General features: G+C 67.9%; 21 protein-coding genes and 1 pseudogene. 1 reads left to right on the top strand and 21 read right to left on the bottom strand.

Annotated features, from left to right (window positions below):
- Positions 1 to 12: 12 nt before the first annotated feature.
- The 8 genes from gmk to pyrR are packed head-to-tail and all read right to left on the bottom strand — an operon-like array spanning position 13 to position 9,580.
- Positions 13 to 948 carry a guanylate kinase gene (gene gmk, locus ACTICP_RS02680; protein WP_441889234.1) on the bottom strand — a complete coding sequence of 312 codons (936 nt, stop codon included), beginning with the start codon at positions 946 to 948 and terminating at the stop codon, positions 13 to 15.
- The gene (pyrF, locus tag ACTICP_RS02675) at positions 941 to 1,801 is read right to left on the bottom strand and encodes an orotidine-5'-phosphate decarboxylase (protein ID WP_441889232.1); all 861 of its coding nucleotides are present in this window, start codon (positions 1,799 to 1,801) and stop codon (positions 941 to 943) included. Before pyrF ends, gmk begins: the two co-directional genes overlap by 8 nt.
- Positions 1,798 to 5,088, bottom strand: coding sequence for a carbamoyl-phosphate synthase large subunit (carB, locus tag ACTICP_RS02670; RefSeq protein WP_441889230.1), 3,291 nt, complete (start codon positions 5,086 to 5,088; stop codon positions 1,798 to 1,800). The genes pyrF and carB overlap by 4 nt, the downstream gene beginning before the upstream one ends.
- Entirely contained in the window at positions 5,088 to 6,221 is a 1,134-nt protein-coding gene (gene carA, locus ACTICP_RS02665; protein ID WP_441889302.1) for a glutamine-hydrolyzing carbamoyl-phosphate synthase small subunit, read from the bottom strand. Before carA ends, carB begins: the two co-directional genes overlap by 1 nt.
- Before the next feature lie 23 nt (positions 6,222 to 6,244).
- Positions 6,245 to 6,748 (bottom strand): PH-like domain-containing protein, encoded by a 504-nt coding sequence (locus ACTICP_RS02660; RefSeq protein ID WP_441889300.1) that lies wholly within the window; start codon positions 6,746 to 6,748, stop codon positions 6,245 to 6,247.
- A 2-nt stretch (positions 6,749 to 6,750) separates the two neighbouring features.
- Positions 6,751 to 8,091 carry a dihydroorotase gene (locus ACTICP_RS02655; protein WP_441889228.1) on the bottom strand — a complete coding sequence of 447 codons (1,341 nt, stop codon included), beginning with the start codon at positions 8,089 to 8,091 and terminating at the stop codon, positions 6,751 to 6,753.
- Entirely contained in the window at positions 8,088 to 9,053 is a 966-nt protein-coding gene (locus ACTICP_RS02650) for an aspartate carbamoyltransferase catalytic subunit (protein WP_441889226.1), read from the bottom strand. Before ACTICP_RS02650 ends, ACTICP_RS02655 begins: the two co-directional genes overlap by 4 nt.
- Positions 9,050 to 9,580 (bottom strand): bifunctional pyr operon transcriptional regulator/uracil phosphoribosyltransferase PyrR, encoded by a 531-nt coding sequence (gene pyrR / locus ACTICP_RS02645; RefSeq protein WP_441889224.1) that lies wholly within the window; start codon positions 9,578 to 9,580, stop codon positions 9,050 to 9,052. The genes ACTICP_RS02650 and pyrR overlap by 4 nt, the downstream gene beginning before the upstream one ends.
- 76 nt (positions 9,581 to 9,656) lie before the next feature.
- Here pyrR and ACTICP_RS02640 point away from each other — a divergent pair, with 76 nt between their 5' ends.
- Positions 9,657 to 10,349 (top strand): TMEM175 family protein, encoded by a 693-nt coding sequence (locus ACTICP_RS02640; RefSeq protein WP_441889222.1) that lies wholly within the window; start codon positions 9,657 to 9,659, stop codon positions 10,347 to 10,349.
- Here the strand turns inward: ACTICP_RS02640 and ACTICP_RS02635 are convergent.
- The 13 genes and pseudogenes from ACTICP_RS02635 to alaS form a co-directional block, all read right to left on the bottom strand.
- Positions 10,318 to 11,895: a Rieske 2Fe-2S domain-containing protein gene (locus ACTICP_RS02635; protein ID WP_441889220.1), complete on the bottom strand. Its 1,578-nt coding sequence runs from the start codon at positions 11,893 to 11,895 to the stop codon at positions 10,318 to 10,320. The genes ACTICP_RS02640 and ACTICP_RS02635 overlap by 32 nt on opposite strands.
- A 76-nt stretch (positions 11,896 to 11,971) precedes the next feature.
- Complete coding sequence (locus ACTICP_RS02630; protein ID WP_441889218.1) at positions 11,972 to 15,226, bottom strand: DEAD/DEAH box helicase; 3,255 nt, start codon at positions 15,224 to 15,226, stop codon at positions 11,972 to 11,974.
- 13 nt (positions 15,227 to 15,239) lie between these two features.
- Positions 15,240 to 15,650: a transcription antitermination factor NusB gene (gene nusB / locus ACTICP_RS02625; protein ID WP_441889216.1), complete on the bottom strand. Its 411-nt coding sequence runs from the start codon at positions 15,648 to 15,650 to the stop codon at positions 15,240 to 15,242.
- A 3-nt stretch (positions 15,651 to 15,653) separates the two neighbouring features.
- Positions 15,654 to 16,214, bottom strand: a complete 561-nt coding sequence (gene efp, locus ACTICP_RS02620) for an elongation factor P (protein ID WP_441889214.1) — start codon at positions 16,212 to 16,214, stop codon at positions 15,654 to 15,656.
- Between the two features lie 93 nt (positions 16,215 to 16,307).
- Complete coding sequence (locus ACTICP_RS02615; RefSeq protein WP_441889298.1) at positions 16,308 to 16,778, bottom strand: type II 3-dehydroquinate dehydratase; 471 nt, start codon at positions 16,776 to 16,778, stop codon at positions 16,308 to 16,310.
- Between the two features lie 54 nt (positions 16,779 to 16,832).
- Positions 16,833 to 17,288: pseudogene (locus ACTICP_RS02610) on the bottom strand (GNAT family N-acetyltransferase); the annotation flags it as partial.
- Complete coding sequence (gene aroB / locus ACTICP_RS02605) at positions 17,285 to 18,373, bottom strand: 3-dehydroquinate synthase (RefSeq protein ID WP_441889212.1); 1,089 nt, start codon at positions 18,371 to 18,373, stop codon at positions 17,285 to 17,287. The pseudogene ACTICP_RS02610 and the gene aroB, both read right to left, overlap by 4 nt.
- Positions 18,370 to 18,888, bottom strand: coding sequence for a shikimate kinase (locus tag ACTICP_RS02600; protein ID WP_441889210.1), 519 nt, complete (start codon positions 18,886 to 18,888; stop codon positions 18,370 to 18,372). The genes aroB and ACTICP_RS02600 overlap by 4 nt, the downstream gene beginning before the upstream one ends.
- Positions 18,875 to 20,104, bottom strand: coding sequence for a chorismate synthase (aroC, locus tag ACTICP_RS02595; RefSeq protein WP_441889208.1), 1,230 nt, complete (start codon positions 20,102 to 20,104; stop codon positions 18,875 to 18,877). Before aroC ends, ACTICP_RS02600 begins: the two co-directional genes overlap by 14 nt.
- Positions 20,105 to 20,156: 52 nt before the next feature.
- A complete protein-coding gene (locus tag ACTICP_RS02590) occupies positions 20,157 to 20,972 on the bottom strand; it encodes a shikimate dehydrogenase family protein (protein ID WP_441889206.1) in 816 nt (271 codons plus the stop codon).
- Position 20,973: 1 nt separating this feature from the next.
- A complete protein-coding gene (gene mltG, locus ACTICP_RS02585) occupies positions 20,974 to 22,140 on the bottom strand; it encodes an endolytic transglycosylase MltG (protein ID WP_441889204.1) in 1,167 nt (388 codons plus the stop codon).
- 233 nt (positions 22,141 to 22,373) lie between these two features.
- Entirely contained in the window at positions 22,374 to 22,847 is a 474-nt protein-coding gene (gene ruvX / locus ACTICP_RS02580; RefSeq protein ID WP_441889202.1) for a Holliday junction resolvase RuvX, read from the bottom strand.
- Positions 22,844 to 25,504, bottom strand: coding sequence for an alanine--tRNA ligase (alaS, locus tag ACTICP_RS02575; protein WP_441889200.1), 2,661 nt, complete (start codon positions 25,502 to 25,504; stop codon positions 22,844 to 22,846). Before alaS ends, ruvX begins: the two co-directional genes overlap by 4 nt.
- Between the last annotated feature and the right edge of the window lie 3 nt (positions 25,505 to 25,507).

Below are 25,507 nucleotides of genomic sequence, written 5' to 3'. Positions count from 1 at the left end.
ACGCGAGAACGTTCAGCGCGCAGTCGCCTCAGACAATTCTACGACCTCCCGCGCTGCTGCGGCGACGTCCTGGTTCACGATGCGGTAATCGAACTCGTTCTGAGCGGCCAGTTCGACCTTCGCCGTGCGCAATCTGCGCGCGCGTTCTTCCTCATCTTCGGTGCCGCGGCCGACGAGGCGATGGACCAGTTCGTCCCACGAAGGCGGCAGCAGGAAGATGAGGGTCGCCGAGGGCTCAGCGGCTCGCACCTGCCGTGCACCCTGCAGGTCGATCTCGAGGAGCACGGTCTTTCCGGCCGCCAGTGCCGCGTCGATGGGCGCGCGTGGCGTGCCGTAGCGCGAGCGGTTGTGGACGACGGCGTGCTCGAGGAGCTCACCGTCGTCGATGAGCCGGTCGAACTCGACGTCGTCGACGAAGTAGTAGTGCACTCCGTCGATCTCGCCGGGGCGCGGCGCGCGGGTGGTGGCCGAGACCGACAGGTGGATCTCGGGGTGGTGCTCGCGGATGTGACCGGCGACCGTGCCCTTGCCGACAGCCGTGGGACCGGCGAGCACGAGAAGTCTGCTGCGGCCTGTGCGCGGCGGAGACGCCGGGAAGCGCTCGTCCAACCAGTGGATCAAGCTCGCGCGCTGGCGCACACCGAGCCCGCCGAGGCGTTTGACCGGCGAGATGTCCAGATCGTGCAGAATGCGGTCGCGCTTGCCGACGCCGATCGCCGGGAGCGCGAGCAGGAAGTCGGTGATGCGCATGGATCCCGACACCGAGTCCGCATCGTCGAAGGCGCGGGCGGCGACCGTCTGCGGGCTGATCACCCGTGTGGTCAAGTCGCGCTTGAGCGCTGCACGTGCGCGGCGGCGCTCTACGGCACGGCGGGCTGCTGCCGCCCGATCCACCTCCGGGACGGTGCGCTCTTGAGCAGGAGGTGCGGAATCAGGCCGCTCAGACATCGATCACCTTCCGATAGTCAGCGATGCGTGTCTCGATCGCCGCGCCGAGGCCTTCCGGACCAGCGGAGAGGATGCTGCGGCTCTCTGCGGCGACGACCATACCCGCAGAGGGGCCGAAGCGTGCCCGCAGGTCGGCGGCGCCGGCGCCCTGGGCGCCGAAGCCGGGGGCCAGGATGGGCGCTGAGGGGCGGAAGGGCGTGAGGCCGGCATCGGTCCAGTCGACCGTCGCCCCGATCACGAACCCGAGACTCCCCCACTCTCCGGACGGGGTGCTCTGCGCGTTGCGGGTGCTCACCTGGGCAACGATCTCAGCGGAAACGGTCTGAGACGCGCCGGTTTGAGCCTGCTGCACATCGGATGCCTCGGGGTTGCTCGTCGCGGCGAGCACGAAGAGGCCCTTGCCGCTGCTTTCCGCGCGCGCGAAGGTGCTGTCGAGAGTGCCGACTCCGAGGAAGGGGTTCACCGTCAGGGCGTCCGCTTCTAGCGGCGAACCGGGGGTGAGCCAGGCGGACGCGTAGGCGTCCATCGTTGTCCCGATGTCGCCCCGCTTCGCATCAGCGATCACGAGGAGTCCTGCGTCGCGCGCTGCCTGCAGAACATCTTCTAGGGCGGTGAATCCGGCTGATCCGAAGCGCTCGAAGAACGACACTTGCGGCTTCACGACGCCGACGCGGGATGCCGCCGCATCCACGGTCCGCAGGCCGAATTCGCGCACGCCCGCCGCCGAATCCGGCAGTCCCCATGACGTCAGCAGCGCCGCGTGCGGGTCGATGCCGACGCAGAGCGGCCCCCGAGCTGCCAGTGCCGCGCGGATGCGCTCGCCGAATCGCGGCGTCGTCTGTCGCTGGGTCACAGGGCGGCCTGACGGTCGAGGGCGTACTCCTGCAGGCTCCTGACCGCGAAACCCTCGTCGAGGGCATCCATCCCGCCGACCGCGGCGCCCAGCACAGCGATCGTCGTGAACAGGGCCTTGTCCGCCGCGACCGCGGCCGCCCGGATCTCATAGCCATCTGCGCGCGCCGCTCCCCCGGAGGGCGTGTTCACGACAATGTCGATCTTCCCGTCGTTGATGAGATCCACGACGTTCTCGCCGCCGCCCTCGTGCTGCGTCTCGCTGTACTTCTGGACGACCTTCACCGCGATGCCGTTGCGCGAGAGGATCTCGGCGGTGCCCTCGGTCGCGACGAGCGTGAAGCCGAGCTGCTGCAGCCGGTGGGCCGGAAGGATCACGGCGCGCTTGTCGGCGTCGGCGACCGAGATGAACACGGTGCCCGAAGTCGGCATGCCGCCGTAGGCTGCAGCCTGGCTCTTCGCGAACGCGGTCGGGAAGTCCTTGTCGATGCCCATGACCTCGCCGGTCGAGCGCATCTCCGGACCGAGGACCGAGTCGACGATCTTGCCGTCCTTGGTGCGGAACCGCTTGAACGGCAGCACGGCCTCCTTGACGGACACCGGCGCATCCATCGGAACACGCGAACCGTCGGCGGCGGGCAGCAGCCCCTCATCCTTCAACTCGGCGATCGTGGCGCCGACCATGATGCGGCTGGCGGCCTTGGCCATCGGAATGCCGAGCGCCTTCGACACGAACGGCACCGTGCGGCTGGCGCGCGGGTTCGCCTCGATGACGTAGAGCACGCCGGCGCTGATCGCGAACTGGACGTTCAGCAGGCCCCGGACGCCGACGCCCTCGGCGATCGCGAGCGTCGCTTCGCGGACGCGGTCGATATCGCTGCGTCCCAGCGACATCGGCGGCAGTGTGCAGCTTGAATCGCCGGAGTGGATGCCGGCCTCTTCGAGGTGCTCCATGACGCCGCCGATGTACAGCTCGTGTCCGTCGTAGAGGGCGTCGACGTCGAGCTCGATCGCGTCATCGAGGAAGCGGTCCACGAGCAGCGGCGTACCGGGTCCGACGATGACCTCGCCGGCCGTGCGCACGAAGTAGTCGCGCAGGCTCGGGGTGTCGTAGACGATCTCCATGCCGCGGCCGCCGAGCACGAAGCTCGGGCGCACCAGCACCGGGTACCCGATGTCCTCGGCGATCGCGACGGCGCCGTCCGCATCGATCGCCGTGCCGTGCCGCGGGGCGATGAGTCCGGCCGAGTTCAGCAGCTGCGAGAACAGTTCGCGCTCCTCGGCGATGTCGATCGCGGCGGGGCTGGTGCCGAGGACAGCGTAGCCCGCCGCCTCGATGCCCTTCGCGAGCCCGAGCGGCGTCTGGCCACCCAGTTGGCAGACGACGCCGAGGATGGTGCCGCTGGCGGCTTCGGCGTCGAGCACCTCGAGCACGTCTTCGAGCGTCAGCGGCTCGAAGTACAGGCGGTCGGAGGTGTCGTAGTCGGTCGACACGGTCTCGGGGTTGCAGTTGACCATGACGGTCTCGTAGCCGGCATCCGAGAGCGCGAACGACGCGTGCACGCAGGAGTAGTCGAACTCGACGCCCTGCCCGATGCGGTTCGGTCCCGAGCCGATGATGACCACCTTCGTGCGCTCGGACGGTGCGACCTCGGTCTCGAAGTCGTAGCTCGAGTAGTGGTACGGGGTCAGCGCCGGGAACTCGCCGGCGCAGGTGTCGACCGTCTTGTAGACCGGGCGGATGCCGAGGCCATGACGGACGCCGCGGATCTCTGCCTCGTCCGCCCCCCGCAGCTGAGCGATCTGGCTGTCGGAGAAGCCGTGCTCCTTCGCGTACCGCAGCACGTCGGCGCTGAGCTCGCCCGCGGTGCGCACGGTCTCGGCGACCTCGTTGATGAGGACGATCTGGTCGAGGAACCAGGGGTCCATCGCCGTGGCGTCGAAAGCCTGCTCGATCGTCGCGCCCTTGCGCAGCGCCTGCTGCAGCACGACGATCCGTCCGTCGGTCGGGGTCTTCGATATCTCGAGCAGCTCCTCCACCGAGCGGGGCTCCTCGCCCCAGTGGAAGCTGGAACCGCGCTTCTCCAGCGACCGCAGTGCCTTCTGCAGCGCAGTGGCGTAGTTGCGGCCGATCGCCATCGCCTCGCCGACCGACTTCATGGTCGTCGTGAGCGTGGCATCCGCCGCCGGGAACTTTTCGAAGGCGAAGCGCGGCACCTTCACGACGACGTAGTCGAGCGTGGGCTCGAAGCTCGCCGGCGTCACGCCGGTGATGTCGTTCGGGATCTCGTCCAGGCGGTAGCCGAGGGCGAGCTTGGCGGCGAGCTTGGCGATCGGGAAGCCGGTCGCCTTGGAGGCCAGAGCGGATGAGCGCGACACGCGCGGGTTCATCTCGATGACGATGATGCGCCCGTTCTCGGGGTTCACCGCGAACTGGATGTTGCAGCCGCCGGTGTCGACGCCGACGGCACGGATGATGTCGATGCCGATGTCGCGCAGCTTCTGGTACTCGCGGTCGGTCAGCGTCAGAGCCGGAGCGACGGTGATCGAGTCGCCGGTATGCACCCCGACCGGGTCGACGTTCTCGATCGAGCAGACCACGACCGTGTTGTCGGCCGTGTCGCGCATGAGCTCGAGCTCGTACTCCTTCCAGCCCAGGATCGACTCCTCGAGCAGCACTTCGTTCGTCGGCGAGTCGTGCAGGCCCGCGCCGCCGATGCGGCGGAGGTCCTCCTCGTCGTACGCGAAGCCGGAGCCGAGCCCGCCCATGGTGAAGCTCGGGCGGACGACCAGCGGGTAGCCGAGCTTCTCGGCACCGTCGATGAGCTCATCCATGGTGTGGCAGATGACGGATGCCGCGACGTCGGCACCGGCCTCGAGGACGAGCTCCTTGAAGATCTGGCGGTCCTCGCCCTTGTTGATCGCCTCGAAGTTCGCCCCGATCAGCTCGATGTCGTACTTCTCGAGGATGCCGTGGTTGTGGAGTTCGATGGCGGCGTTCAGAGCCGTCTGTCCGCCCAGCGTGGGAAGGATCGCATCAGGACGCTCCTTGGCGATGATCGTCTCGATGACCTGCCAGGTGATCGGCTCGATGTAGGTCGCGTCGGCGAAGTCGGGGTCGGTCATGATCGTGGCCGGGTTGGAGTTGACGAGGATGACGCGCACGCCCTCTTCGCGCAGCACGCGGCACGCCTGGGTGCCGGAGTAGTCGAACTCGCAGGCCTGACCGATGACGATCGGGCCGGAGCCGATGACGAGGACGGAGTTGATGTCGTCGCGCTTGGGCATTACTTGCTGTCCTTGTTGTCGCGGACCAGGTCTGCGAACCGGTCGAAGAGGTAGTTGGCGTCGTGCGGGCCGGCGGCAGCCTCGGGGTGGTACTGCACGGAGAACGCCGGGATGTCGAGGGCGCGGAGCCCCTCGACGACATTGTCGTTGAGTCCGATGTGGCTGACCTCGACGCGGCCGTAGCCGTTCGGGCTGTCGAACGTGCCCTCCAGGGGCGCCTCGACGGCGAAGCCGTGGTTGTGGGCGGTGATCTCCACCTTCCCGGTGGACTTGTCGAGAACGGGCTGGTTGATGCCGCGGTGACCGAAGGGCAGCTTGTAGGTGCCCAGGCCCAGGGCGCGGCCGAGCAGCTGGTTGCCGAAGCAGATGCCGAAGAACGGCAGCCCGTCGTCGAGCACCGCCCGCAGCAGCTCGACGTGGTCGCCGGATGCCGCCGGGTCGCCCGGCCCGTTGGAGTAGAACACCGCCACAGGGTCGATCGCCCGGATCTGGTCGATCGTGGATGTCTGCGGCAACACATGCACCTCGAAACCGCGGGCGGCGAGGTTGTCGATAGTCGCCTGCTTCACGCCGAGGTCGAGGACGGCGAGGTTGCCGATGCGGTCCCCCAGGGCCGTCGTGACGGTGGCGACGTCGACGGACACCTGAGCGGACAGATTCTGGCCGCTCATCGCAGGGGCCCGCTGCACGCGGCGCAGCTGTTCCTCGGGCTCGAGGTCGGCGTCGGGGCCGGAGAAGATGCCGCCGCGCATAGAACCGTCCGAGCGGATGCGGCGTGTGACGGCGCGGGTGTCGAGGCCGGAGATTCCGACGATGCCGTCGCGGACGAGCACGTCATCGAGCGAGGCGTTCGCGCGCCAGTTCGACACGACACGCGAGGGGTCGCGCACGATATAGCCGGCGACCCAGATGCGGCGGGATTCGGTGTCCTCGTCGTTCATCCCGGTGTTGCCGATGTGCGGGGCGGTCTGCAGGACGATCTGCCCGGCGTACGACGGATCGGTGAGGGTCTCCTGGTAGCCGGACATGCCGGTCGCGAAGACGACCTCGCCGAGCGAAGTGCCCACCGCGCCGTAGGCGCGTCCGGGGTAGCGGGTGCCGTCTTCCAGCACGAGCACGGCTGCTGCCGGCATCCGGTTCGAAGGTGTTTCGCTGGTCACGAAGGTGCTCCTGTGTCATGTGCGGGGATGAGCCGCTGAAGTTCAGAGATGAGGGTGTCCGGTGCGCCTGCTGCGGGGCGCAGGTAGGAGTCGACGATGGTGTCGGCATCCACATGCCACGCGATGCGGACGAGTCCGCCCGACTCGACGACCCGGTCGATCGTGACGGTGGCGCGATCGACTTCGGCGATCCGGTCGTTCGCGAGGAACACCGTGGGTGCACCGTCGAGGCAGAGGGCGGCGCCGCGATCGGTGATGGCGAGCTCGCCGCGCGCCCGGTACGCCAGCGGCCTGATCGCGAGCCGCTCAAGGGGCTCTCCGTGACGCGTCGTCGAGACGTAGAGCACCTCGTGCCTGCTGAGGACCTCGGCGTGCTCGGGAACGCCCAGCGGTGCGGTATGCACCGAGTCGCGTCGCAGTCGGCGACGCCAGGCGAACAGCATCGTGAGCAGCACGAGGACGGCAACGGCGATCGTGATGGCGATGGCGATATCGCGCATGCTCACTTCGACACCCTCCGGTCGCTCAGTGCACCGCACGCACCGTTCAGCTCCGCGGCGACGGTTCCGGCGGCCAGGGTGACGACGCCGCCGTGGATCGTCCACTCCACGCGCCCCGGCAGCTCACGCCCCAGGTACGGCGAGTTCTCGCTGCGACCGCGCAGGTCGTCGGCGGTGAACGTGCCGTTCACGCTCGGGTCGTACAAAGTGATCTGCGCGGGGCGGCCGACTTCGAGCGGGGTGCCGTGCCCATCGAGCATGCCGATGCGTGCGGGAGCGGTGCTCATCACGCGGGCGACGTCACGCCACTCCAGCAGCCCGGTCTGGACCATCGACTGGTGGACGACGCGCAGGGCACTCTCCAGGCCCACCATGCCGTTCGCCGCGGCCTGCCACTCGCATGCCTTGCTCTCGCTGGGGTGCGGTGCGTGGTCCGTGGCGACGATGTCGATCGTGCCGTCGGCCAGGCCCTCGCGGACGGCGAGCACGTCCTCTTCGCGGCGCAGCGGCGGGTTGACCTTGTAGCGCGCGTCGTAGCCGCGCACGAGTTCGTCCGTCAGCAGCAGGTGGTGCGGCGTGACCTCGGCGGTCACCTGGATGCCGCGCTTCTTGGCCCAGCGGATGATGTCGACCGAGCCGGCGGTGGAGAGATGGCACACGTGCAGGCGCGAGCCGACGTGCTCGGCGAGGAGCACATCGCGGGCGATGATCGACTCCTCGGCCACCGCAGGCCACCCGGCGAGACCGAGCTCTGCCGACACGACGCCCTCGTTCATCTGGGCTCCCTCGGTGAGGCGGGGATCCTGCGCGTGCTGGGCGATGACGCCGCCGAACGCCTTCACATACTCGAGGGCGCGGCGCATGATCAGGGGGTCGAAGACGCAGAATCCGTCGTCGCTGAAGACGCGGACCTTCGCGCGGGAGTTCGCCATCGCACCGAGTTCGGCGAGGCGCTCGCCCTGCTGCCCGACGGTGACGGCGCCGATCGGCTGCACGGTGGCGTAGCCCGCGGCCTCGCCGAGTGCGAGTTCCTGCTCGACGACGCCGGCGGAATCCGCCACCGGAGAGGTGTTCGGCATGGCGAAGACGGCCGTGAAGCCGCCGGCTGCCGCCGCGCGCGTTCCGGTGAGAATCGTCTCGGAGGCCTCGTAGCCGGGTTCGCGAAGGTGCGTGTGCAGATCGACGAGGCCGGGAAGGGCGACGAGGCCGTCGGCATCGATGACCCGTGCGCCGGTGCGGCTCAGGCCCGTGCCGATCTCGACGATGGAGCCGTCTTCGACGATGATGTCTGCCCTGTCCGTGCCGACGAGCTCGGCACCGGTGATGAGGAGGGTCTCGGTCACAGGTCTCTCCCTCGTTCGTCGTCTCGTTCGCCCGCCAGCAGCAAGTAGAGCACTGCCATTCGCACGGATACTCCGTTCGTGACCTGCTCGAGCACCGTGGAGCGGGGTGAATCGGCGGCTTCGGAGGAGATCTCGAGTCCGCGATTCATGGGCCCCGGGTGCATCACAATGCTATCGCTCGGCAGGGACGCCGCGCGCACGGCATCGAGCCCCCAGGTGCGGGAATACTCCCGCTCACTCGGGAAATACGCGGCGTTCATGCGCTCGAGCTGAATGCGCAGCATCATGACGGCATCCGGTGCGTCGGCGAGGGCCTCATCGAGGTCGTAGAGCACGCGCACCGGCCAGTGCGCGATGTTCTGCGGCACCAGGGTCGGCGGCGACACGAGAGTGACGTCGGCGCCGAGCGTCGCGAGCAGCCACACGTTCGATCGGGCGACGCGGGAATGCAGCACGTCGCCGACGATGACCACGCGGATGCCGGCGAGATCGCGGCCGCGGCTGGCGGCACCGAACCGGCGCTTGCGGATCGTGAACGCGTCCAGCAGCGCCTGGGTCGGATGCTCGTGGGTACCGTCGCCGGCGTTCACGACTCCGGCGGAGATCCAGCCGCTCGTGGCGAGTGTGCGCGGGGCACCGGACGCGGCGTGGCGGATGACGACGGCGTCGGCTCCCATCGCTTCAAGCGTCTGCGCGGTGTCCTTCAGGCTCTCGCCTTTCGACACGCTCGAACCCTTGGCAGCGAAGTTGATGACGTCGGCGGAGAGCCGCTTGGCGGCCGCTTCGAAGGAGATGCGGGTGCGGGTGGAATCCTCGAAGAAGAGGTTCACCACGGTCTTGCCGCGCAGGGTCGGGAGCTTCTTGACCTCGCGGGACTGGGTGTCGGACATGTCCTCGGCGACGTCGAGGATGCGCAGAGCCGTCGCGCGGTCGAGGGTCTGGGTGTCGAGAAGGTGTCTCATTCTCCGATCGTCACCTCATCCACGCCGTCGTTCTCGCTCAAGCGCACGTTGACGCGTTCGGTGCGGGCCGACGGGATGTTCTTGCCGACGAAGTCTGGCCGAATCGGCAGCTCGCGGTGACCGCGGTCGACGAGGATCGCCAGCCGCACGATCGCGGGGCGCCCGATCGACTGGATCGCGTCGAGTGCTGCGCGGATGCTGCGACCGGAGAAGAGCACATCGTCGACGAGGACGACCGTCTTGCCGTCCACACCCCCGGGCGGAATCTCGGTGCGCTGCGGAGATCGGGTGGGGTGCTTGGCCAGATCATCGCGGAACAGCGTGACATCGAGGGAGCCGATCGGCACCGGCATCTGAGCGATCGACTCGATGAGAGCGCCGAGGCGCTGGGCGAGAGCGACGCCGCGCGTGGGGATTCCCAGCAGCACCAGATCGGCCGCGCCCTTGTTGGATTCGAGGATCTCATGAGCGATGCGGGTCAGCGCCCGCGAGATATCGGCGTCGTGCAGCACGGTGCGTGCGCTCATCAGCCGCTCCCTTCTCCGCCTCTCTGGACGGTGTTAAAGGTTGCTTGCACTGCCAGTGTACTGCCACGCTGTCGGCATGAGCGACGACAAGGTCTCGCAGAGCAGGGCCGCGTCGTCGCGTCGTCGAACCATCGATGTCGACACGACGGAATCGATGCCGTTCAGCCGCGGGGTGTCCCTGTTCGACGCGGTCTACGGCTTCGCCATGACCCTCCTGATCGCGAATATCGATCCGCCGCCCGCCGCCGCCTGGGAGAGTATCGACGCCCTCCTCGCGTCGGGCGCCGGGACGCAGCTGCTGGGATTCGCGCTGAGTTTCGTCGTCATCGCGGTCGTGTGGCGGGCGAACGTGCGGCTGATGCGCCGGCTCTCCGGCATGGACGGACCGGTCACTGCGCTGAACCTTCTCGCCACCGCGCTGGTGATCCTCATCGCCTTCACCACGCAGGGCATCAGCGATCCGGTGACCACCGAGATGCCGGTGCCGACCGCGCTCTATGCCATCAACATTGCGGCGGTATCGCTGACCCAGACGATCATGTATCAGGTCGCCCGTGCCCGGGGACTCGAGGTGCCGCCCCGGCCTGACCGGCAGAATCGTCTGGAGGCGCTCGGAGCTCTGGTCACGCCGGTGGTGTTCCTCGCCTCTGTGCCGGTGGCACTGTACGTCGATGCGGACACCGCGAAGCTCAGCTGGCTGATACTCATCGTGCTGAACCCGCTTGTGGGGTTTCTGATCACGCGCCGAGCTTCAGCGCCTCATCGGTGACGGGGCAGCGCTCTGAGCGGATCTCGTGGCCGGTCGTAGTCAGACACCTGCCGGTCTTCAGATCCCACTTCCAGTCGTGCATGCTGCACGTCAGGATCCCCTCCTCGTCGACCTTGCCGGTCTTGGTGAGGTCGGCGCGCAGGTGCGGGCAGCGGCGCTGGACGATCCAGTCGCCGATCTCAGCATCCTCGGTCTGATCGGTCTGCTCGGAGTACCAGTTCTCGACGTATTCGATGCGGTCCACCGAGAGGCACTTGAGGAACGTGGTGAGGAACTCGTTGAACTTGCCGCTGCGTCCGACCGAGAACTGCATCGACAGGAAGATCGAGTTCGACCAGTCGATCTCGCGGTCGCGGATGTTCGTCGAGACGAGGTCGGCTGGGATCGTGTACCAGTAGATGCACTCCTCCCCCGCGTACTCCCGGACCTTCGCCTTGGGGAAATCGACCACCATGTCCAGGTCGCCGATGCGGAAGCGGACGTTGCCGCCCACGCCGAGACGGATGGTGCGCGACTTCTTCAGCAGCGGCTCCCACCAGGCCTTGAGCTCGGCGAGGATCTCAGCGGCCGGCAGGGGCTCTGCCCGCTCGGCTTCTTCGTCGCGGATCTCCTGCTGGCGGCTCGCGCGCTGCTCTTCGAGATAGTCCCACTTCTCGTCGAAGATGTGGGCGATCTCGGCTTCGGTGTACAGCGACTGCTCGATCGAGACGAGTTCGCGGTTCTCGAGGGTGACGACGGTGCCCGGCACGAACAGTTGGCCGTCGTACTGCGGTGCGAGCTCGTTCATGTGCGCGAGGAACTGCTTCTGGTCGGTGAAAATCGATTCGCCGTTGCGCCCCAGGCCGTTGAAATCGAACAGCTCGTCGCGCAGGAACATCGGCGGGCCGGCCATCGGGAACACGTGCGGCGCGTCGACCTTCTCGATGTAGTACATCGCCCGCTTGTTCTGCGCATCGCGCTTGAGCTTCGCGAAGTTCTGCTTGGCATCCAGCGGCAGGTCGTAGACCATGGGCCACCAGATCGCGCCGGACACCTGCGTGAAGTAGGCGTCCGGCTTGCCGAAGTGCAGCAGCTTGTCGAGGTCGAGCGGGTGCGCGTCGTTCTGATTCAGGACGGATGCCGTGCCGTCGTCGACGCTGAGCGAGGAGTCGCCGATCGGACCGTCACTGGGGGCACGGAGCGGCGTGATCATGATCTTCAGCTCGCCGCGCTCGATGACCTGACCGGCGGGTGCGTAGGTGATGTTCGAATACCCGAGCGCACGGAGGTCCTGCTCGAGGTCGTCGATCGGGTACTCGGGCAGCAGCACCTCGATGTCCTTGCGGATGTAACGCTGCAGCAGCTTCGGGTCGAAGTGATCGCGATGCCGATGCGACACGTACAGGAAGTCGGCTTCGCGGCCGAGACGCTCCCAGTCGAGACCGCGGTTGTCGGGGAACGGGAACCAGGAGCCGAAGAACGAAGGCCCGAGAACGGGGTCGCAGATGATGTTTCCGCCCGTCGTCTCGATGAACATCCCGGCGTGGCCGAGTCCGGTGATCCGCATTGCATTCCTCCAGAGGTGAACCACTCGATTCTACCGGCGGGCTCCTCAGCGCCGGCCGAGCGCGGCCGGGAAGCCCTCAGTCTTCGAACAGTCCGCGGATGTCGTCTGCGGTGAGGGACTGCGCGAACATCTCCTCGTCGTCCATGACCGCCGTGAACAGACGGGCCTTGCGCTCCTGCAGCGCGAGGACCTTCTCCTCGATCGTGCCCTCGGAGATCATTCGGTACACCATCACCGGGTTCTGCTGACCAATCCGGTGCGTACGGTCGACCGCCTGTGCCTCTGCCGCCGGATTCCACCAGGGGTCCAGCAGGAACACGTAGTCGGCCTCGGTGAGGGTGAGACCGAAACCGCCCGCTTTCAGACTGATGAGGAACACGGGCTGCTCGCCGGACCGGAACCCGTCGATGACCGCGCGGCGCGACCGGGTCGAGCCGTCCAGGTAGGCGTAGGCGATGCCGGCCTGATCGAGACGCTCCGCTGCCTCCCGCAGGTACGACGTGAACTGGCTGAAGACGAGCGCGCGGTGCCCTTCGGCGCGCAGCTCCTGCATGTGTTCGAGCAGGGCGTCCAGCTTGCGTGAGCCGATCTTCGCGTCGGCCGGATCGACGAGACCCGGAGACAGGCTGAGCAGCCGCAGCATCGTCAGCGACCGGAACACGATGAAGCGGTTGCGATCGAGGTCGGCCAGCAGCCCGAGCACCTTCTGCCGTTCGCGCTGCAGGACCGTGTCGTACAGCGCCCGGTGGGCGGGGCTGAGCTCGATGTGCAGGTGCTGCTCCTGCTTGTCGGGGAGCTCGGACGCGACGAGCTGCTTGGTCCGTCTGAGCATCAGCGGACGTATCCGTCGACGCAGTCGTTCGAGGCGACGCCGACGGTATTCGCCGCCCTCTTCGTTCTCGGGCACCTTGCCCTTCTCTATCGGCTGCACGTACTCCTCGCGAAATTTCCGCGCCGAGGCGAAGAGTCCGGGGGCTGCGAGCTTCAGCAGCGCCCACAGGTCGGTCAGGCTGTTCTCCATCGGGGTGCCGCTCACGGCATAGACCACATCGGCGTTCAGCGCCGCGACGGCGCGGTGCTGTTTCGTCTGCGGGTTCTTCACGAACTGCGCCTCGTCGAGGATGAGGCCGGCCCATCGAGTCTGGGCGAATTCCCGCTCGTCGAGGCGCACGAGGGTGTACGAGGTGATGACGAGGTCGGCATGCTCCGCAGCATCCGCCATGGCGTCGCGCTTCGCGCTGCTGCTGTCGATGACGCGAACGCGCAGGCCGGGCGCGAAACGGGCAGCTTCGCTCTGCCACGATCCGAGCACCGAGGTCGGCGCCACGACGAGGAACGGGCGGTCGTCCCCCGCCTCCTTCGCATGCAGCACGAGCGAGAGCAGCTGGATGGTCTTTCCCAGCCCCATGTCATCGGCGAGGATGCCGCCCAGCCGGTGAGCCCATAGGAACGCGAGCCAGTCGAACCCGGCCTTCTGATACGGTCGCAGTTCGCCGGTGAGCCCCGCGGGTACGGGCGCCGACGGAACACCCGTGGCCTGCCGCAGCCCATCTGCCGTGGCGCGCCAGCTCACGGCAGGCAGGGCTTCGTCGGCGAGATCTTCGAACTCCTCCCAGAGGTCGGTCTGATACCGGCTGATGCGCGGCCCCGTCTCCCATTCCTCGAGTTCGGATGCCTCGTCGATGAGTTCGCGCAGCCGGTCGAGCGCGGGGTGGTTCAGCGACAGGTAGCTGCCGTCGACGAGCAGCAGTTTGCGTCGCCCCTTGGTCATCGCCGTGAACAGCGGCGTGAACGGGATGGTCCGCCCGTCGATCTTCACGAGGACGCCGAGGTCGAACCAGTCTGCGTCGGTGCTCTCGACAGTCGAGACGGTGATCTCCGGGGCGCCGGTGAGCTCGCGGTAGTCCTTGCGCTTGCCGCTCTCCACGAGCAGGACTCCCGCCGTCTGGAAAACGGGGACGACATGGGCGACGAACTCGGCGGCATCGACATCGCGCAGGGTGCCAGAGGCGGCGAAGACGGAGTCGGAGAGCCCCCGCCAGACCTGTTCGAGCTCGCTCTGACGCTCACGCTCAGCGGCGGTGTCGCGCACGGCATCCGACGTCGGCCCGAAGGGGAACCGCTCGTAGCCCGGGTACGTCCACTCGAACGCGTAGTCGATCGTGTCACCGGCACGATAGGTCACGAGCAGGGTGGCCTGCGGCTGCGGTACGGCGGGCAGCTTCACGGAGCCGACGGTACGGATCGGGGTCTGTCTGGCCAGTGCCGGGTAGGCCTCGCGCAGGAATGCTTGCTCATCAGCCGGTGAAATGATGATCGGCTCCTGTGCTCTGAGCAGAGTGTGCACGGGGTCGCTGAGGGGAACCTCTGCCAGCGTCAGAGCGATGCGGCTGCCGATCGATTCGGCGGCGTAGAGGCCGGAATGTCCGATGGCGCGCACAGACGCGCTCGGCACGACGCGCTCATCGATGACGACTTCGGCGCTGATGGCCAGGCCGCCGGCAACGGCCCGCTCGACCTCCGCAGACACCGATGCCGTCTCGCCGAGCGCGACAGTGGTGCTCTTCTGCGTCGAGACGAGGGGGATGCCGAGGGCGATTCCCTGACGCAGATGCCCCCACAGCAGCGCCGATTCGATGAGATCCATCGCGAGCCAGTCCCCCGCCGTGCCCGACAGCAGCGAATCGCGCGAGAGGCTGAGCAGGTCGGCGAACCAGCGCACGCGCTCCCGGCCGAACAGCCCGGCCGAACGTCGCACGGAGTCCCAGGAGACATCGCCCTGGATCCACGAACCGGTGGACGCGCTGCGCATAAGAGGGCGGATGCCGAGGAGCAGTTCGCCCGTCCCCCGAGCGAGATCGCGCGGGGTGACCGCACGCACCGGGCGCGGCGACCACTGATGAGCGCCGGTGCTCGAGCGCTGGCGCAGTTCGACGCCGAGCGCGATCGCCGCACCGGTCTCCGTCGTCGCCGCCGGAACCAGGCTCCGCCATGCGGGTGGCGCCTGCCTCGCGGGCTTGTCGGCCGCCGTGAGCAGGGCGTCGTCGTTGCTGACCAGCAGCGTCGCGACGACGTGCTTGCACCCGTGCGCGACCGGACAGCTGCAGGCGGTCGCCGCCACGGTGTCCGTGATCCCCGTCGTCGTGAAGCGGATCGTGCACCGGTAGGAGTGGCCGGCAGAACCAGCCACCACCGAGGTGAGAACCCGCTCGGTCTCGTCCCAGGACGTGCGGGTGACCATGCCGGAGCGCTGGTACGACACACCTCGGCGGTAGCCGCCGTCGTCGGTCAGTCGGCGGATGAGTGCGGGATCGAGGTGCGGCGCTGGCATACCGTGCCGTGGATCAGCTGGCGCGCGCCACCCGCGCCAGCACGCCGTGCACGAACGCGCCGGAGTCGTCCGTCGAGAACTCCTTGGCGAGCTCGACGGCCTCGTCGATGGCGACCGCGGTGGGCACCTCGTCGTTGTAGAGGATCTCCCACGCGGCGATGCGCGGCAGTGCGCGGTCGACGGCCGGCATCCGCTCGAGCTTCCAGTCGCGGCTGTGCGTGACGATGCTCTCGTCGATGTCGTCGCGGTGATCGACGATCCCGTCGACGATCTCGCGGGCGTACAGCCAGGATGCTTCGCGTGCCGGCTCGTTGGCCGCGCGTTTGGCCTCTGCGGCGAGGGTCACGGCGATGTCGTCTCCGCGGACATCCGAGGAGAACAGGATGTCGAGTGCGCGCTTGCGCGCCTTCGTCCGGGCGCTCACGCCTTACTTCTCGCGGCCGAGGTAATCACCGGTGCGGGTGTCGACCTTGATCTTCGTGCCGGTCTCGACGAACAGCGGAACCTGCATCTCGTACCCGGTCTCCACCGTGGCAGGCTTCGTGCCGGCCGAGGAGCGGTCGCCCTGCAGACCGGGCTCACTGTAGGTCACCTCGAGGATGACCGACGTCGGCAGCTCGATGTAGAGCGGGTTGCCGTTGTTGAGGGCAATGGTGACCTGCTGGTTCTCGAGCATGAAGTTCTTGGCGTCGCCGACGACCACGTCGCTGAGGGTGATCTGGTCGTAGTCGGTGGAGTCCATGAACACGAACCCGTCACCGTCGGCGTAGAGGTACGTGAAGTCGCGGCGGTCGACGTTCTCGATGTCGACCTTGGCGCCGGCGTTGAAGGTCTTGTCGTTGGTGCGCCCCGTGACGACGTTCTTCAGCTTGGTGCGTACGAACGCGCCGCCCTTGCCGGGCTTGACGTGCTGGAAGTCCACAACGGTCCAGAGCTGTCCGTCGAGATTCAGGACGACGCCGTTCTTGATGTCTGCAGTGGATGCCATGCGTGCGGGTTCCGTTTCGTGTTGTTCGGGTGCGACCGATGGGGGCCGACGTCCGATTCTACGGGATCGCCGGACGGATGTAGGGTTCTGCGGTCAGGACGGGCGGTCGAGGAGGGACGTGAGCGCGTGCACGGCCGACGCGTAACCAGCCACCCCCTCGCCGATGACACGGACGGCGGCGACGTCGTGCAGATACGAGAACCGTCGGAATTCTTCCCGCGCGTTCACATCCGAGATGTGGATCTCGGCGAAGGGGAGGGCGACGCCCGTAAGCGCGTCGCGCAGGGCGACGGACGTGTGCGTCAACCCGCCGGGGTTGATGACGATGCCCGCGCAGTCCTCGCGCGCGGCGTGGATCGCGTCGATCAGTACGCCCTCATGATTGCTCTGGATGCTGCGCACCTCGAAGCCTGCTTCCGCAGCGGCATCGACGGCGATCTTCTCGACGTCGGCCAAGGTCGCCGTGCCGTACACGGCCGGATCGCGGATGCCGAGCAGGTTCAGGTTCGGTCCGTTCACGAGCAGGAGACGCGGCGTCGCCGCCACGTTGAGCGGCCGTGCCATCTCCGCCTCCGGCCCGATCGACCCGGTGAAACGCAGACCCGTCTCGGAGAAGCCGATCCGACGGTACGCTGCTTTGGCTCGGTCGTTGTCGACGTGCACATCGAGCACGAGCCGCGTATCCCCCATCGACGCTGCCCAGTCCGCGGCGGCGGCGAACAGCGCATCCACGACTCCTCGGCCACGACTCTCGGCGCGCACGAACACGCCGACGACGTCGCCGCGCGGTGCGGTCACCGCCCTGCCGTGATGGTCTGTGGCACCCGCCTCCCAGCGCAGCACTGTCACCGTGCCGATCCACTCACCATCGGATTCCGCGATGAACTGCGCCACGGCATCGCCCTCCGACGCTCCCGCAGCACGCTGCTGCCAGAACGCGTCTTCGTGAGCTGCTTCCTCCGCGTGCGTGTGCAGGAACGCGACGGGGGCAGCGGGGTCGCGAACGGCGTCGAGACGCAGATCACGCACCCGTTCCCATTCGTCGGCCCGAACGCGGCGCACCACGACACTCATGCCCCGACCTCCTGGTACGCGGCGAACAGCAGCGACTCGTCGGGGGCCTGCAGCACCGTCGGCTTGGCGATGTCGTCGAGGAGGATGAACCGCAGCATTCCGCCGCGGGCCTTCTTGTCGCGCTGCATGGTCGCGAGCAGCGTCGCCCACGCGCCTGCCCGGTAGGTGGTGGGCAGTCCGAGCGACTCGAGGATCGAGCGGTGCCGATCGACGGCGGCATCCGACAGCCGACCCGCCAGCCGCGACAGCTCGGCGGCGTACATCATGCCGATCGATATCGCCGCGCCGTGGCGCCAGCGGTAGCGTTCGGCGTGTTCGATGGCGTGCCCGAGCGTGTGCCCGTAGTTGAGGATCTCGCGCTGGCCCGCCTCGCGGAAGTCCTCGGAGACGACCGTGGCTTTCATGCCGATCGCGAGCTCGATCGTGCGGCGGAACTCGTCTGTCGACGCATCCACCGCACGTGCCGGATCGGCTTCGATGATGTCGAGGATCTCCGGTGCCCAGATGAATCCCGCCTTGACGACCTCTGCGTAGCCGGCGGTCGCTTCGTGCGCGCTGAGACTGCTCAGCTCGTCGAGATCGCCGATCACCGCGCGAGGCGCCCAGAACGCGCCGACGAGGTTCTTGCCCTCAGCGGTGTTGACGCCGGTCTTGCCGCCGACCGACGCATCGACGAGGCCGAGCACGGTCGTCGGCACCTGCACGACCTGGATGCCGCGCAGCCACGTCGCTGCGACGAAACCGGCAACGTCTGTGACCGCTCCCCCGCCATAGCCGATCACCGCGTCGGTGCGCGTGAAGTCGGACTGACCCATGATCTGCCAGCAGAACGCGGCGACCTCGATGCGTTTGCCCTGTTCGGCGTCGGGAATCTCCGCGAGCAGCACCTCGCGCTGACCGTTCGCCGTGTCGGCGAGGAGCCGGTCGCGGAACTCGGCGGCACGCGCGGCCAGCGTCGGCGGATGCACGACGAGAACCTTGCGGACGGCCGGATCCAGTGCCGCCGACGCTGCATCGAGAATGCCGCGACCCACCGTGATGTCGTAGGCGCTCTGCCCGCTGACGCTGATCGTGGTGCTGCTCATGCGTGTTGCCTCCTCCATGCTGCGATTTCTTCGGCGATGCGCTGCATCGGCCGACGAGACGTGTCGAACGTCGCATCCGCGACCTCTTCGTACCAGCCCCGGCGCTGCTCGAAGATCTGTCTCCACCGTGTGAGCGGATCGTCCTCGCCCGCGAGCAGGGGACGCCCACCGCCGGAGATGCGCGCCGCCACCGACTCCGGGCTCACCGTGAGGAACACGACCGGACGCCGTCGGATCAGGTCGCGCGTCTGTTCGGACGCGACGGCTCCGCCGCCGAGCGAGATGACCCCGCCCGTCTCGAGCGCGGCGGCCACGGCAGCGCTCTCCAGCGTGCGGAAATGCTCCTCGCCATGCGCGGCGAAGATCTCCGGTATCGGACCGTGCTCGGCGATGATGCGCCGGTCGGTGTCTGTGAACCCGACGCCGAGCTTCTTGGCGACCCGCCGCCCGATGCTGGTCTTACCCGCACCCATCGGGCCGACGAGCACCAGTGTCAGCGGCTCAGGAGTGCTCATCGTGAGCGATCAGCGCCGCCTCGGAGGCCGGCGCCGTGCGGAGCTCTGCCGGGATCGACGAGAGGTACCCATCGAGGTTCCGGCGCGTCTCACGGATGCTGTCGCCGCCGAACTTCTCGAGCACAGCGCGGGCGAGCTCGATGGCGACCATGGCCTCGGCGACGACGCCCGCGGCGGGAACGGCGCACACATCGGAGCGCTGGTGGTGCGCGTTGGCGGTCTCTCCGGTGGCCGTGTCGATCGTGCGCAGCGCACGCGGCACGGTGGCGATCGGCTTCATGCCGGCGCGGACGCGCAGTACAGTTCCCGTCGACATGCCGCCCTCGGTGCCCCCGGCGCGATCCGACCCGCGGGTGATGCCGTCGTCGGCGACGAACAGTTCATCGTGCGCTGCTGAGCCGCGACGGCGGGTCGTCTCGAACCCGTCGCCGACCTCGACGCCCTTGATCGCCTGGATGCTCATCAGCGCCTGAGCGAGGCGGCCGTCAAGGCGACGGTCCCAGTGCACGTGCGAGCCCAGTCCGGGCGGCAGCCCGTAGGCAAGCACCTCGACGACGCCGCCGAGCGTGTCGCCGGCCTTGCGGGCGTCGTCGACCTCATCGACCATGCGTGCCGAGGTCTCCGTGTCGAAGCAGCGCAGCGGATCGGCATCCAGAGCATCCACGTCATCCGGCGTCGGCAGCGTGGCATCCTCCGGCGCGCGGACCGGCCCGATCGACAGCGTGTGACTGACCAGGCGGATGCCGAGTTCACCGAGGAACGAGCGTGCGACCGCACCGAGGGCGACGCGCGCGGCGGTCTCGCGGGCACTGGCTCGTTCGAGAATGGGACGGGCCTCGTCGAAGTCGTACTTCTGCATGCCGACGAGATCGGCATGCCCCGGACGCGGGCGGGTCAGCGGAGCCGATCGACCGCGAGACTTGTCGGTGATCTCCACCGGTTCGGGACTCATCACCTCGACCCACTTCGGCCATTCGGTGTTGCCGATGCGCAGGGCGATCGGGCTGCCGAGGCTCTTGCCGTGGCGCACACCGCCCGAGATCGTCAGCTCGTCCTGCTCGAACTTCATGCGCGAGCCCCGGCCGTAGCCGAGCTTGCGCCGCGCCAGGTCGGCCTGGATCGCGTCGGAGGAGATCGGGACGCCGGAGGGCAGTCCCTCCATGACGGCGATGAGTTCGGGGCCGTGCGATTCGCCGGCGGTGAGCACGCGGAGCATTGCTCCAGTCTCCCATGCCTGAGAGACGTCGCTCGCCCGTATAACGCCCGGCTCAGCCGACGGCGCGCATGGCCGCCAGTACCCGGTCCTCTGCGGGAAGGACCGTGTGCGGGTCGCCGTGAAGGAATACCCGCACCTGCCGGATCGCCTGGTGCAGCAGCATCCCTCGGCCGGAGATCACGGGAGCGTCGCCCCAGACGGAACCAAGTGCGGATGGCCACGGCGCATACGCCGCGTCGAACAGTGCCCCGCCGCTGGCAGCAAGCGACCGGGCAATCGGCGCTTCCAGCTCCGTGCCGCTGGGAAGCGTGGCGATCGTGAGATCGACCGGAGATGGGGCCGCATCGAACGTGTCGGCGGTCACCGTGACGCCGAGGCGCTCCCCCAGTCCGGCGAGGGCGACGGCACGCTCGGGGCGACGGGCGCGAACGTCGATCACGGCAGCACCGAGTTCGGCGACGGCCACGAGAGCAGACGCCGCGGTCGCCCCTGCCCCGAGGATGCGCACGGCGTGCGGAGCGGTGATGGCGTGCTCCGCGAGGGCGTCGATGATCCCGCCGACGTCGGTGTTGAAGCCGGCGGGACGATCGCCGAGCAGCAGGGTGTTGACGGCTCCGGTGAGTTCAGCGTGACGGTCGCGGACGGCGGCGACGGCGAACGCCTGCTCTTTCAGCGGCATCGTCAGGGACAGACCGCGCCACGAAGCGTCGAGTACGTCGAAAGCGTCGCGGAATCCGGCAGCATCGACCCGGCGGCGGTCGTACTCCCACCTCACACCCAGCGTCCGGTACGCGGCGGTATGCAGTACCGGGGACATGCTGTGCGCGATCGGGTCCCCCCAGACCGCGAGACGATGCCGCTTCACCACGTCAGCACCCCTGATCGGGATTCTCGCGGCACCACTCCTGCCAGGTCGCGATCGCCGACTGATGCTCTTCGTACGTCGTCGAGAACACCGTCTCGCCGGTCGACGGGTTGATGGTCACGAAGTAGATCCATGGCCCCTCTTCGGGGTGCATGGCCGCGTCGATGGCCGCGTCGTTCGGGTTGGCGATGGGGCCTACGGGAAGCCCGTCGACGACGTAGGTGTTCCAGGGGTTGTCATCGAACTGCGCCTCTTCCGACGTGCTGACCGAACCGGCGTGCAGCTCGCCATAGCCGTACTGGGCCGTGGAATCCATCTGCAGCTTCATGCCATCGTCGAGCCGGTTCTGAATGACGCGCGAGACCTTGCTGAAGTCGTCGGTGCGTCCTTCTCGCTGAATGATCGAGGCCAGCGTGAGGATGCGCTGCTCGTCCTCGGCGGGCACACCGGCGGCGCTGAGGGATTCGCGTGTGCGGTCGACCATCCGTTGGATCACCTGGGTCGCCGTGGCGTCGGGGTCGAAGGTGTACACAGCCGGGAACAGCCAGCCCTCGAGATCATCGGCGGCGACGTCGTAGGCACTCGGATCCTTCACGGCCGCCTCGAGATCCTTGATGGGGATGCCCACGCTCTCGCTGATGAGCGGCAACGACGATTCGATCGTGCCTCCCTCGGGGATGCTCACCGTGTTGTCCGCCTTGTTCTCGGGATTCTCCAGCGCCTCCAGCGCAGCGGCGGCGGTCATCTTCTGCTCCAGCCGGTAGACGCCGGGGTAGAACGTCACGGCGATGTTCTCACTGACGAGATAGTCGTAGAACACGCTGTCGGTCCGGGTGACGCCTGCCTCGTGCAGCGTGGTCGACACCGGGGCACCGGTGTCGCCCTCCCGGATCGTCACCAGCGCTTCGCCGGTGGCCTGGCCCGGCTCCCAGTCTTCGGGCTCGCCCCACCCCATCACCTCGCCGATCTGGTCACCGTAGGTGTTCACCGCCCAGAACCCGGCGCCGACGATGCCTCCGATCACTGCCAGGACGATGATGAGTGCGACGATGCACCCCGTGCGGCGCTTCTTCTTCGTCCTGCCGTGCGCGGGTTCAACCTGTTCCGCCTCGAAGAGATCGTCGAGCGTGGGCGCAGCGGGCTTGGCGGCAGCGGCCGGCGCTTCGGCCACGGGCTCAACTGTTGGCGTGTCCGTCGGAGGCTCAGTCTGTGTCGGCGCCTCTGGAGCAGAATCCGGAGCCTTCTCGCCGGACTGCGCAGCCTCGCGCCGAGCGCGACGGGATCCGGGAACGGGCGCTTCGGAATCGACCGACGGTACCTGATGAGTCGGTTCGGGAAGTCGCGAGAAGAGCTCGTCGGACAGGCTGTGCGAACTCGGCTCTGGGTTCTCACGTTCGGACATGCTCAGGCGGGCTCCTCGGTCGGGGGCATCACGGAGCCGGCGGGGGTGCCGGTGGTTTTCTCTGTGTCGATCGCGTGCTGCAGCAGAACCACTGCGGCGACCTGATCGACAATGCTACGAGAGTTCCGCTGGGTTCTACCAGAGGAACGCAGTGCGGCGTGTGCCGATACGGTGCTCAACCGCTCATCCACGAGACGTACCGGAATCGTCGTGAGACGCTGCAGCGCGGCGGCGAATTCTCGGGCATCGTCGGTCGACGGCGTGTCGTTGCCCTGCAGGTTCACCGGCAGGCCGACGACGAACTCCAGCGGTTCGTACTCGCCGGCGATCTCCGCCAAGCGTGCGAGTGACGCATCCGACCGCGGCACGGTCTCGACGGGAACGGCGAGCATGCCGTCGGGGTCGCAGCGCGCCACGCCGACGCGTGCTCTGCCGACGTCGACACCGAGGCGTACGCCGCGACGAAAACCCGTCACGCGGTGCGCAGGTCTGTCGTGATGGCCTCGAAGGCGGCCGGCAGTGCGGCAGCTTCCGTGCCGCCGCCCTGGGCGACGTCGTCGCGTCCGCCTCCGCCCCCGCCGAGCACCCCGGCGGCGCGCTTCGCGAGCGCCCCGGCCTTCGCACCGGCAGCGCGGGCCGCATCGTTGGTCGCGACGACGACGATCGGCCGTCCGCCGACGATGCCGCCGAGAGCCACCACCGCGGAGTCCGCACCCAGGCGTTCGCGAACGCTCAGGGCGAGACCGCGCAGGTCGTCTCCGGAGGCGATCTCTCCCACGGACACCGCCGAGACCCGGAAGGCGCCGACGCGTTCGGCGGATTCGGCGATCGCCGGCACGCGGCCCTCGCGCTCCTTGGCCTCGAATTGCGCGATCCGCTTCTCCGCCGTCTTGAGGTTCGCGGCGATCTCTGCGATTCGGTCCGGCAGCTGCTCACGCGGCGTCTTCAATGCCGCGGTGAGCTGCGAGACGATGGCGCGCTCGGCCGCCAGCTCGCGGAAGGCATCCTGACCGACAAGGGCCTCGATACGGCGGTTTGAGGCGCCGACCGAGGCTTCCCCGACGACGCTGACCAGCCCGATCTCGGCGCTGGTGCTGACATGCGTTCCGCCGCACAGCTCACGGGACCAGGGGCCGCCGATGTCGACCATGCGCACGACGTCGCCGTACTTCTCACCGAACAAAGCCATGGCGCCGGCTTCTTTCGCCTCATCGAGGGAGAGGACGCGTGTGGTGACCTCGAGGGCGTCCTGCACGGCCCGGTTGGTGATGTCCTCGATCTCGGTGCGCGTGTCGGTCGACAGCGCCTGCGACCAGGAGAAATCGAAGCGCATGTAGCCGGCACGGTTCAGCGAGCCCGTCTGGGCGGCCCCAGCACCGAGTGTGTCGCGCAGCGCCGCATGCACGAGGTGCGTCGCGGAGTGCGCCTGACGCGCGGAACGGCGATTCGCGGCATCCACCACCGTCGTCGCACGATCGTCGATCGCGACGGATCCGGTGGTGACCTGTACCGAATGACTGACGAGTCCGGGGACGGGCCTCTGCACGTCCAGGACCTCGAGCTCGTAGCCCGGACCGACGATCACGCCCTTGTCGGCGACCTGCCCGCCGGACTCGGCATACAGCGTCGTCTCGGCCAGGATGATCTCGGCGATCTGTCCCTCCGTGGCCGTCGTCGCCGGCTGTCCGTCGATGAGAATGCCCAGCACGCGCGACTCGGTCTCGAGGTCGGTGTATCCCGTGAAAGCGGTCTCGCCGAGAGCGCGGAAATCGCGGTACACCGATACGTCGGCCAGCTGGCGCCTGCGGCTCTTCGCATCCGCTTTCGCGCGGGTGCGCTGCTCGGTCATCAGTTCGTCGAAAGCGCTGCGGTCGACGTTGAGTCCCTGCTCCTCGGCGATCTCGAGAGTGAGATCGATCGGGAAGCCGTAAGTGTCGTGCAGCAGGAACGCCTCAGGACCGGCGAGGGTCTGCTTGCCGGACTTCTTGGTGTCGGCGAGTGCGAGGTCGAGGATCGTCGAGCCCTGGGCGAGCGTGCGCAGAAACGTCTCCTCTTCGGCGACGGCCAGACCCGAGAGACGAGACCAATCGGTCTCGAGCACCGGATAAGCGGTCTTCATGGCATCGCGGGAGGCGGCGAACAACTCCGGGAACACCGGTGCGTCCACACCGAGCAGTCGCAGCGCACGGACGGTGCGCCGCATGAGACGGCGGAGCACGTAGCCGCGGCCCTCGTTCGAGGGCTTCACTCCGTCGGAGAGCAGCATGAGGGAGGAGCGCACGTGGTCGGCGATCACGCGGAAGCGGACGTCATCCTCGTGCGCGGCGCCGTAGCGCCTCCCGGAAAGCTCGACGGCGCGATCGAGCACCGGACGCACCTGGTCCGTCTCGTACATGTTGTGCACGCCCTGCTTGAGGAAGGCGACGCGCTCCAGGCCCATGCCCGTGTCGATGTTCTTGCGCGGAAGCGGGCCGGCGATATCGAAGTCGACCTGGGAGCGCACGTCGCTGAGCAGCTCCTGCATGAACACGAGGTTCCACAGCTCCATGTAGCGGTTGTCATCCGCTGCGGGGCCGCCGTCGCGTCCGAACTCCGGACCCCGATCGAAGAAGATCTCCGAATCGGGACCACCGGGGCCGGGCTGACCGGTGTGCCAGTAGTTGTCCTCGCGACCGAGCCGCTGGATGCGCTCTTCGGGCAGCCCGATGACGCGTCGCCAGATATCCGCGGCCTCGTCATCGGTCTCGTAGACGGTGACCCAGAAGTCGCGCTCCGAGAATCCGAAGCCGCCGTCGGCCTCGCTGGTGGTGAGGAGCTCCCACGCGAACGTGATCGCCCCTTCTTTGAAGTAGTCGCCGAACGACCAGTTTCCGAGCATCTGGAAGAAGGTGCCGTGTCGCACCGTCTTGCCCACTTCTTCGATGTCGTTCGTACGGATGCACTTCTGCACATCGGCGGCGCGGGAGTACGGAGCCGGGACCACGCCGGTCAGGTACGGGATGAAGGGGACCATGCCGGCGATCGTGAACATCACCGTCGGGTCGTCGCTCACGAGCGACGCGGAGGGAACAATCGTGTGGTCGTTCTTCTCGAAATAGTTGAGGTAGCGCTGCGCGATTTCCGCCGTTTTCATGGG

Origin of the sequence: Microbacterium sp., from assembly GCF_052102115.1 — a bacterium.
Classification (GTDB): Bacteria; Actinomycetota; Actinomycetes; order Actinomycetales; family Microbacteriaceae; genus Microbacterium.
This window is presented reverse-complemented; position numbering and strand designations above follow the sequence as displayed.